Raw genomic sequence first — 9,847 nt, 5'->3', positions numbered from 1 at the left:
GCCCGCCGCACCCAGCCCGCGCATCGGCGCTCCGTGCGCCCCAGCAGGTCCTCAGTGCCCGAAAGGAGCCCGCGCGTGCACTGACGACCTGCCAGCGAGCAGTCCGCCGCAAGACCACGGGAGGGTGCTAGTAGCCGACTGTGTCGAAGCCGATCTCATGGAGTTGGGTGACCCAGCGCTCACGCTGTACGTCCGGCATCGCGTGCCCCTCGTACCAGTGCACGGCCATGTCGCCCAGTTTGAGGTACCAGATCTCGCGCGTCACCCAGCGCCGCTCCCAGCGCCAGGCTCCGCGGTGGAGCTCCTTGGCGGTCCGGGCGTGCGAGCCCACGCGTGCATGACCGCCGAGCCTCGCAAGTCGCACGAGTCCGTGCCGCGAGAACGAGACGACGAAGCACCGATCACCACGCGCCACGAGCGTTGCAAACGGCAGCAAGCCCGTTTCTCGCGCGATGGAGAAGCTCGCCAGACCAATGAAGAACAGCCCAAACCCGACGGTCATCCAGAAGAACAGGGAACCGGGCAACGCCGCGCTGGAGGCGAGTTGCGTCGGGATGACCCCCGTTGCGACAAGCCCGAACGCGAGGATGGATGACCCGATTGCGACTGATGGCAGCGCGCGCCACAGGACTCGTGCGTCACGAGGAAATCGTCGCAGCGCGGCTACCCGGGTACGAGTTGTCACCTCGCTCATGGGCGTGAGTCTTTCACCGGCGCACGGCACGAAGCTGGAGCAACGCGCCCGCCGCACCCAGCCCGCGCATCGGCCCTCCGCAAGCGCCCGGTGAGTGCCTCAGTGCCCCAATCGGGCCGGAACGAGCACTCAGCCACTCCCCGGAGGCACAGCCGCGCCGGGCAAGCGAAAGGCCCCCTCCCAGAACCTGGGAGGGGGCCTTTCCTGTGGTGCGCGAGGGGGGAGTTGAACCCCCACGCCCTTTCGGGCACACGGACCTGAACCGTGCGCGTCTGCCTATTCCGCCACTCGCGCGCGCCGAGCAACTTTAGCACGACGGAGGCGACCGATACGATTCCACGTATGGGAGTCCTCGATCGGTTCGAGAAGGGCGTGGAGAACGTGATGCAAGGCGCGTTCGCCAAGACCTTCAAGTCGGGCGTCAAGCCCGTGGAGATCGCGAGCGCGGTCAGGCGGGAGTGCGACGCCCGCGCCGCCGCTGTCGACCGCTCGCGCACGGTAGTGCCGAACGAGTACGCCGTGTCCCTGAGCGCCACGGATCACGAGGCGATCGAACAGTGGGGAGCCGACGCCCTCGCACACGAGCTCGAGGACGCCCTGCGCGACCACGCCGAGCGCCAGCGCTATTCGTTCGTGGGCGGCGTGAGCGTCGAGTTCCAGCTCGACGAGTCGCTGTCGACCGGCCGCCTGGCCGTACGTAGCAAGTCGACGCGCGGCCCCGCCGCCCCCGCGACCACGCAGGACCACCACTCCCGCTACCCGCTGCTCGACATCGACGGCGAGCGCTACCACCTCACGGGCGAGATGACCGTGATCGGCCGCGGCTCCGAGGCGGACATCGTGGTCGACGACACCGGCGTGAGCCGCCAGCACTGCCGGTTCGAGGTCACGGACCAGGGCACGATCCTCACGGACCTGGGCTCGACCAACGGCACGCTGGTCGAGGGCCAGCGGATCACCGAGGTCACGCTCGTCGACGGCAATGCGGTCCGCGTGGGCCGCACCACGATCATGTACTGGGACGGCCTCCCCGTGGACGAGGACGTCTGACCGCATGAGCGAACTCTCGATCACCCTCCTCCGGTTCGGCTTCCTCATCCTCCTGTGGGCACTCGTGCTCGCCGCGATCGGGGTGCTGCGCGCGGACCTGTACGGCACGCGGGTGATCTCTCGCGGCCGGGGCCGCGAGAACCGCAGGAGGGCCGATGCGCGGGGCGACAAGGTGGCGGCGCCCTCCAGGTCTGCCACGGGCATTCGCACCGGCTCGATCTCGACGCGGGACGAGGCGGCGGCGCACCTGGCCGTAACGGCAGGCTCGCTCAAGGGCACGACGATCCCGCTCGGGTCCGCGCCCATCCTCATCGGCCGCTCGCCCACCTGCACCCTCGTCATCGACGACGACTACTGCTCGGCCAAGCACTGCCGCATCTTCCCCGAGGCAGACGGCTGGAAGGTCGAGGACCTCGGCTCCACCAACGGCACGTTCCTGGACAACCAGCGTGTCGACGACCCGATGCCTTTCAAGCGCGGCGACAAGCTGCGGCTGGGCGCCACGACCGTCGAGCTGAGGGGCTGACGTGTTTCTGGGATTCCATTTCGCCGCTCGGTCCGACGTCGGGCTGATCCGCTCCAACAACCAGGACTCCGCGTATGCCGGGCCGCACCTGCTGGTGGTCGCGGACGGGATGGGGGGCGCGGCCGGCGGCGACATCGCCTCGTCGATCGCGGTGGGCCGGCTCGCTGCGCTGGACGGGGAGTCGCACGGCTCCGACGAGGCTCTCGACGAGCTCAAGGAGGCGATCGCGGACGCGCACGCGGAGATCGTGGGCCGCGCGCAGAACGACCCCGAACTGTCGGGCCTGGGCACCACCGTGACAGCGCTGCTGCGCGCCGGCTCGACGCTGTCGATGGCGCACATCGGCGACTCGCGCGCCTACCTGCTGCGCGACGGCGAGCTCGACCAGGTCACCACCGACCACTCGTTCGTCCAGCACCTCGTGGACACCGGCCGCATCAGCGCCGCCGACGCCGAGCACCACCCCAAGCGCTCGATGCTGCTGCGCGTGCTCGGCGACGTCGATGCAGACGTTCCCGTCGACATCTCGGTGCGCGAGACGCGTGAGGGCGACCGGTGGATGCTGTGCTCGGACGGCCTGTCCGGCGTGGTCAGCCGCGACACCCTGCACAAGACGCTGCAGGAGGTCGAGGACCCCGCAGATTGCGCCGATGCGCTGGTCTCGCTGGCACTGGCCGCGGGGGCCCCGGACAACGTCACCTGCGTGGTCGCGGACGTGGTCGACATCGACTCGGTGGAGGACCACGTGGGTCCGTCGACCTCGACGCAGATCGTGGGCGCCGCCGCGCGGGACCGCCACCGGCCCTCCGCGGGCGGCTCGAGCGCCGCCGCCAAGGCCGCACGGCTGTCCGCTCCCGAGGAGTCCGACGACGACGAGGAGCCCTCCCGATGGGAGCGCCTGTGGCCCAAGCTGCGCGCGTGGGGCCTGCCCATCGTGGCGCTGCTGGTGGTCGCGGGAGGAGCCTGGGGCGCGTACGCGTGGACGCAGAACCAGTACTACGTGGGCGAGTACGACGGGCGCGTCGCGATCTACCGGGGCATCCCGCAGGAACTGCCGCTGGTGGACCTCCACACGCTCGTCGAGCTGTCCACCGTAGAACTCGGGGATCTCCCGCAGTACCAGCAGGAACGCATCGAGTCGACCATCCGCGCAGGCAGCCTTGAGGACGCCTTCGGGGTGGTCGACGCGCTTGAGGCGGAGGCCTAGTGGCCACCGTCGCGGAGCTCAAGGTCCGCACCGGGCGGCGCGCTGAGCTGGCCCTCCTCGCGATCGCGTGGGGGATCACCGTGCTCGCGCGCGGCCTCGTCGACTACCACGCCGCCTTCCTCGAGCTCGACGAGCTCGGCATCTATGCGGCGGGCGCGGCAGTGCTCATGCTGGGCTCGCACCTGGTCCTGCGGCGCTTCGCGCCTCACGCGGATCCGGTCCTGCTGCCCGCCGTGTTCGCGCTCAACGGCATCGGTCTGGCGATGATCCACCGCATCGACTTCGGCTACGCGCAGTACCGCGGTCGCGACACCGACTTCGGCACGGCGCAGATCGGCTGGACCATCGCAGGCGTGGTCGCCGCGATGGTCGTGGTGCTGCTCATTCGCGACCACCGACGACTGCGCCGCTTCACCTACACGGCGGGCATCGCCGGCCTCATCCTCTACCTGCTGCCCCTGGTCCCGGGGCTCGGCCTGGAGATCAACGGCGCGCGCATCTGGATCTCGCTGTTCGGCCGGTCGCTGCAGCCCGGCGAGGTCGCGAAGATAGCGATGGTGGTGTTCTTCGCGGGCTTCCTCGTCACCAACCGCGACACCCTCGCGCTCGCCGGCCCCAAGATCCTCGGCCTGCGCTTCCCGCGCCCGCGCGACATGGGCCCGCTGCTGCTGGTGTGGGCCGCGGCGATCCTGCTGATGGTCTACGAGCGGGACCTGGGGGCGTCGCTCCTGTTCTTCGGCATCTTCCTGGGGATGCTCTACGTCGCGACGCAGCGCATCAGCTGGGTCCTGACCGGGCTGGCGTTGTTCGCGGTGGGTGCGGTCGCGGCCGGCACGATCTTCAGCCACGTGGGCGCGCGCTACAACGCCTGGCTCAACGCTCTCGACGCGGAGGTGTACGCCTCGGGCACGTCGGAGCAGCTCGTCCGTGGCCTGTTCGGCATGGCCTCGGGCGGTCTCTTCGGCACGGGACTGGGCGAGGGCCGGCCGGACCTCGTGCCGTACGCCGAGTCCGACTTCATCATCGCGTCCCTCGGGGAGGAGCTGGGCCTCACGGGTCTGATGGCGATCCTCGCCCTGTACCTGATCATCGTGCAGCGGGCCTTCCGCAGCTCGATCGGCGTGCGCGACGGCTTCGGCAAGCTCATGGCGGCCGGCCTGGGCTTCTCGATCGCTCTCCAGGTCTTCATTGTCGTGGGCGGCGTGACCCGAGTCATCCCGCTCACCGGCCTCACCACCCCCTGGCTCGCCTACGGCGGGTCCAGCATGATCGCCAACTGGATCATCGTCGGCCTCCTCCTGCGCATCTCGGATCAAGCGCGACGCAGCGCCCAGGAGGTGACGTAGATGAACGAGCCCGCTCGCCGCCTCAGCGTCATCGTCCTGCTCCTGTTCCTCGCGTTGATGGCCGCCGCGTCGTGGATCCAGGTCGTCGACGCCAACAGCCTCAACCAGGACCCGCGCAACGTGCGCACCATCTACCGGGAGTTCGGCAACTTCCGCGGCCCGATCGTGGTCGACGGCAGGTCCGTGGTGTGGTCCGACCCCGTCGACGACCCCTTCAACTACCAGCGCACCTATGAGGATGGACCGCTCTACGCGGCCGTGACCGGCTTCTACTCGGTGGTCTACGGCCGCTCGGGCCTCGAGCGCACCGAGAACGAGCTCCTCAACGGCAGCGCGGACTCCCTGTTCTGGACGCGGCTGGGCAACCTGTTCGCGGGCGAGCAGCAGCAGGGAGCCTCGGTCGAGACGACCCTGTCGGGCTCGCTCCAGCAGGTGGCGGCCGATGCGCTGGGCGACCGGGCGGGCGCCGTGGTCGCGCTCGACCCGAGCACGGGCGCGGTGCTCGCCATGGTGACGAGCCCCACGTACGACCCGGCGCTGCTGGCCGGCCACAGCACCTCCGTGGTCAACGAGAACTATGCGAGCCTCATCAGCCGCGACGACGGCCCCATGGTCAACCGGGCCATCGCGGGCGACACGTACCCGCCCGGGTCGACGTTCAAGCTTGTGGTCGCGGCCGCGGCGCTCGAGTCCGGGTACTCGCCCGACACGCAGGTCTACGCACCTCAGGAGCTCGAGCTGCCGGGCTCGAGCGCGACTCTCGGCAACTACGGCGGAGTCGAGTGCTCGAGCGACGACCACATGACCCTCGAGGATGCGCTGCGCGTCAGCTGCAACACCGCCTTCGGCGACCTGGGCATGTCGCTCGGGTGGGGGGTCGTCGAGCGCAAGGCGCAGGACTTCGGGTGGGGCGAGTCGCTCGAGATCCCGCTGCCCGTCACCGCGTCGCGACTGCCCGTGGCGCCGGACGATGCGCAGACGGCGATGAGCTCGATCGGCCAGTTCGATGTGCGCGCGACTCCTCTGCAGATGGCCATGGTCGCGTCCGCGATCGCGAACGACGGCACGCTCATGCGTCCCTACCTGGTCGAGTCGGTGCGCGCGCCCGACCTGCAGATCATCGACACCACGCTGCCCGAGGTCTACCGGGAGTCGATGCAGGCGGCCGACGCCGCAGACCTCACGGACATGATGGTCACCACCGTCGACAGCGGCTCGGGCCGCGGCGCGCCGATCTCCGGCGTCGAGGTCGCGGGCAAGACCGGTACCGCCGAGACTGGCACCAACAGCCCGCCACACGCGTGGTTCGTTTCCTTCGCCCCGGCCGACGACCCGGTGATCGCGCTCGCCGTGATCGTCGAGGAGAGCGGCGGGCAGACCGGCACGACGGGCGGCGCGCTCGCCGCTCCCATCGCGAAGACGATCATGCAGGAGGCGCTCCGCCTCGACAGGGAGGGCGAGCTGTGAGCATCACCGCTGGCACCACCCTGGGCGGACGCTACGTCCTGCGTTCCCTGCTGGCCGTGGGCGGCATGGGCGAAGTGTGGCGCGGGGAGGACAGCGAGCTCGGGCGGCCCGTGGCGGTCAAGGTGCTCAAGGAGGGCGCCGCCGCGAACGAGACCTTTCTCAAGCGCTTCACGAACGAGGCCAAGAACGCCGCTGGCCTCGCTCACGAGAATATCGCCCAGGTGTTCGACTACGGCGACCAGGAGGGCACCGCCTTCCTGGTGATGGAGCTGGTCGAGGGCGAGCCCATGTCGACCATCCTCGAGCGCGAGCGCACGATTCCCGAGGAGCGGCTGGTGCGCATCATGGCCGGCACGGCGCACGGGCTGAGCGCCGCTCACGACGCCGGCGTCATGCACCGCGACATCAAGCCGGGCAACCTCCTCATCGCCGAGGAGGACCTGGTCCGCATCACCGATTTCGGGGTGTCGCGCAGCACGGACCAGACCACTCTGACCCAGACCGGGATGGTGATGGGCACCGCCCAGTACCTCGCGCCCGAGCTGGCGCTGGGCAAGCCGGCGACCCCCGCATCGGACCTCTACGCGATGGGCATCATCGCGTACGAGTCCGTCGTCGGGAAGCGGCCGTTCACGGCCGCGACCGCGGTCGACATCGCCATCGCGCACGTGAACGAGACCGTCCCACCGCTGCCGGCGGGAGTCTCTCCCGACCTCGCCCGGCTCATCATGGATCTGCTCGAGAAGAACCCGCGCAAGCGACCGCGCACCGCGCGCGAGCTGCTGGAGAGGCTCGACGGCCTCGACCTCCTACCCGCGGGTGGGGACGGCGCGAGCGCGGCGTCGGCGAGTGCCACGACTCCTCGATCCGGGAGCCCGATCGCCTCCACGTCGCCACCGAGCGGTGAGTCCGGCCGCGGCCGCAGATCCGCGCGCAGGATGCCCCCCAGCATCGCGCCCCGAGAGCACCGCCCACGCCCCGATGCCCCGCCTCGCGGGCGTTCGCAGGGATCAATGGGACAATGACCACCGATACACGCACGCACGTGGGAGACTGACGAACTGATGAACGACGACGCGAAGATCCTGGCAGGCCGCTATGAGGTCGGCGAGCTCATCGGCCGTGGGGGCATGGCCGAGGTGCACATCGGCTACGACACGCGGCTCGGTCGCACGGTCGCGATCAAGATCCTGCGTGCCGATCTCGCGCGCGACCCGTCGTTCCAGACGCGCTTCCGCCGCGAGGCACAGGCGGCCGCCGGCCTCAACCACCCCGCGATCGTCGCGGTGTACGACACGGGTGAGGACTCGGTGCGCACCGGCGAGGGCACGCCTCAGGCGGTGCCGTTCATCGTCATGGAGTACGTCGAGGGTCACACGGTTCGCGACATCCTCAAGGGTGACGTGGCGGCCCCGATCGACGAGGCCATCGAGATCTCCACGGGCGTCCTGACCGCGCTCGACTACGCCCACCACGCGGGTCTGGTCCACCGCGACATCAAGCCCGCCAACGTGATGCTGACCCCGACCGGTGCAGTGAAGGTCATGGACTTCGGCATCGCCCGGGCGCTGGCCGACGCCGGCAACACGATGACGCAGACGCAGGCCGTCGTGGGCACGGCCCAGTACCTCTCTCCCGAACAGGCGCGCGGCGAGACCGTCGACGCGCGCTCGGACCTGTACTCCGTGGGCTGCCTGCTGTTCGAGCTCCTCACCGGCCGCCCGCCGTTCGTGGGCGATTCGCCGGTGTCCGTCGCCTACCAGCACGTTCGTGAAGAGGCGCCCAAGCCGTCCGACTTCGCGTCCGACGTCCCGGCCCAGCTCGACCAGGTGGTGCTGCGCGCGCTCGCCAAGGACCGCAACCAGCGCTACGCGACCGCTCAGGAGTTCCTGGGCGACCTGCGCGCCGTCCTCGGCGGCGCGCCGCTGAGCCCCAGCACGGGAGCCATCGCCGTGGGATCGGCCGCCTTCGGCGCGGGCGCGGCAGGCGTGGCAGCGGCCGCCGCCGCGAGCGCAGGCACCGGCGAGAACCCTCAGCTCACCCCCGAGGAGCTCGCCGAGCAGCCCACTCAGGCCATGCCGGCCCAGGCCCCCGTCACGGGCGAGACCCAGGTCATGACGTCCGCCGGACAGCCGTGGGCAGCAGTGGCCCCCGCCTCAGTCCGCACACGTGGCCGTCACCGACGAGCACGACCTCGTGGACGAGGAGGACGCCCGCCGCCGCAAGCTCATCCTGTGGATCTCGCTGGGCGCAGCCGCGCTCATCGCGATCATCCTGCTGCTGTGGCTGTTCATGCGCGACTCCGGACCGGAGGAGCCCACCACCCAGACGGCGACCATCCCCGACGTCGTGGGCATGGAGGAGGACGAGGCCCGGGCTGCGCTCGAGGACCTGGGCTTCCTGGTCGAGGTCGAACAGGAGTCGAGCACCGAGATCGATGAAGGCCTCGTGACCCGCACCGACCCGCCCGTGGGCGAGGAGCTCACGTGGACCGAGGACGCGCAGGCGCAGGCGATGACGCTCGCGATGGCGGCCACCGCGACGGCGGAGGCCACCGGCCCGCCCACCGTCACCCTGTTCGTGTCCGCCGGCCCCGACGCCGTCACCGTGCCCTCCGTGCGCGGGATGACGCAGGAGGACGCGCGCACGCGCATCGAGGAGGCCGGACTCACCGTGGGCTCGGTCGAGCAGGAGGACGACCCCGACCTCGAGCAGGACCGCGTCACCAAGACCGATCCCGAGGAGAGCACCGAGGTGGCCTCGGGCACGGCGATCACGCTGTACGTCTCGAGCGGCCAGGTCGAGCTGCCGGATGTCACCGGCGGCACCGAGGACGAAGCGCGGGCGACCCTGCGCGAGCTGGGTCTGATCCCGGACGTCAACGACGTCGAGGACGACTCCGTCGCCCCCGGCACCGTGCTGAGCCAGAGCCCGAGCCCGGGCCGCGTGCCCCAGGGCTCGACCGTGCAGCTCGACGTCGCGGTGGCCCCGTCCACCGTGATCGTGCCCGACGTCACGGGCCTGGGTCAGGCCGAGGCCGAGCGCCAGCTCGGCACGCAGGGCCTGAGCTTCACCTACGGCCAGGAGCAGTACGACGACAACGTGCCCGCGGGTTCGGTGATCTCTCAGAACCCCAACGGAGGCACTGAGGTCGCTCCCGACACGCAGGTGACTCTGGTGCTGTCTCGCGGCCCTCAGCCGCAGCCCTCGGTGACCCCGTCTCCCTAGCGTCTGAACGAGAGCCAGCCCACGCATCGGCCCTGAGCGGTCTCGGCGGTCGATTCGCGCTCGCCTATGCGCTTAGACGAGCGATTCGGGCCCATTTCGCTCGTCTAAGCGCTGAGGTGAGCGATTCGGGCCCATTTCGCTCGTCTAAGGGCCTAGGTGAGCGACTCGGGCCCACTTCGTGCAAGAAGACCCGGGGCGGGTGCATCCAAACCGCGTCCTCGGCCGGAAGTAGAGGTGAGGCGGTTCGCATCCCGCGAGCCGCATGGCCAGAGGAGCGCGGACATGCAAGAGTCGAGCCAGGGGCGGAATGAGGGCCGCATGCCTCGCGG

8 protein-coding genes, 1 tRNA gene and 1 pseudogene are annotated in these 9,847 nt (G+C 70.3%); 8 read left to right on the top strand and 2 right to left on the bottom strand.

Annotated elements, in window-relative coordinates; translation table 11 throughout:
• Positions 1-127: 127 nt before the first annotated feature.
• Positions 128-694: a hypothetical protein gene (locus QZ483_RS03440; protein WP_297081586.1), complete on the bottom strand. Its 567-nt coding sequence runs from the start codon at positions 692-694 to the stop codon at positions 128-130.
• 207 nt (positions 695-901) lie between these two features.
• Positions 902-988, bottom strand: a tRNA-Leu gene (locus QZ483_RS03435).
• A gap of 48 nt (positions 989-1,036) precedes the next feature.
• On the opposite strand from QZ483_RS03435, the gene QZ483_RS03430 reads away from it, so the two are divergent.
• The 8 genes and pseudogenes from QZ483_RS03430 to QZ483_RS03395 all read left to right on the top strand — a co-directional run bounded on the left by QZ483_RS03430 (position 1,037) and on the right by QZ483_RS03395 (position 9,518).
• On the top strand, positions 1,037-1,744 hold the full coding sequence (locus QZ483_RS03430; RefSeq protein WP_297081585.1) for a DUF3662 and FHA domain-containing protein: 708 nt from the start codon (positions 1,037-1,039) through the stop codon (positions 1,742-1,744).
• 4 nt (positions 1,745-1,748) lie between these two features.
• The gene (locus tag QZ483_RS03425; protein ID WP_297081584.1) at positions 1,749-2,270 is read left to right on the top strand and encodes an FHA domain-containing protein; all 522 of its coding nucleotides are present in this window, start codon (positions 1,749-1,751) and stop codon (positions 2,268-2,270) included.
• A 1-nt stretch (position 2,271) separates the two neighbouring features.
• Positions 2,272-3,477, top strand: a complete 1,206-nt coding sequence (locus QZ483_RS03420) for a PP2C family serine/threonine-protein phosphatase (RefSeq protein ID WP_297081583.1) — start codon at positions 2,272-2,274, stop codon at positions 3,475-3,477.
• Positions 3,477-4,823 carry an FtsW/RodA/SpoVE family cell cycle protein gene (locus QZ483_RS03415; RefSeq protein WP_297081582.1) on the top strand — a complete coding sequence of 449 codons (1,347 nt, stop codon included), beginning with the start codon at positions 3,477-3,479 and terminating at the stop codon, positions 4,821-4,823. Before QZ483_RS03420 ends, QZ483_RS03415 begins: the two co-directional genes overlap by 1 nt.
• Positions 4,824-6,290, top strand: coding sequence for a penicillin-binding protein 2 (locus QZ483_RS03410; protein WP_297081581.1), 1,467 nt, complete (start codon positions 4,824-4,826; stop codon positions 6,288-6,290).
• Complete coding sequence (locus tag QZ483_RS03405) at positions 6,287-7,315, top strand: serine/threonine-protein kinase (RefSeq protein ID WP_297081580.1); 1,029 nt, start codon at positions 6,287-6,289, stop codon at positions 7,313-7,315. The genes QZ483_RS03410 and QZ483_RS03405 overlap by 4 nt, the downstream gene beginning before the upstream one ends.
• Before the next feature lie 39 nt (positions 7,316-7,354).
• Positions 7,355-8,251 (top strand): annotated as a pseudogene (pknB, locus tag QZ483_RS03400) (Stk1 family PASTA domain-containing Ser/Thr kinase); the annotation flags it as partial.
• Between the two features lie 331 nt (positions 8,252-8,582).
• The gene (locus QZ483_RS03395) at positions 8,583-9,518 is read left to right on the top strand and encodes a PASTA domain-containing protein (protein WP_297081579.1); all 936 of its coding nucleotides are present in this window, start codon (positions 8,583-8,585) and stop codon (positions 9,516-9,518) included.
• The last annotated feature ends 329 nt before the right edge of the window (positions 9,519-9,847 follow it).

It is taken from the genome of uncultured Demequina sp. (genome assembly GCF_913055775.1).
Taxonomy (GTDB): Bacteria; Actinomycetota; Actinomycetes; order Actinomycetales; family Demequinaceae; genus Demequina.
Note: the sequence above shows the minus strand (reverse complement) of the source record. Positions and strands in the feature narration are given on the sequence as shown.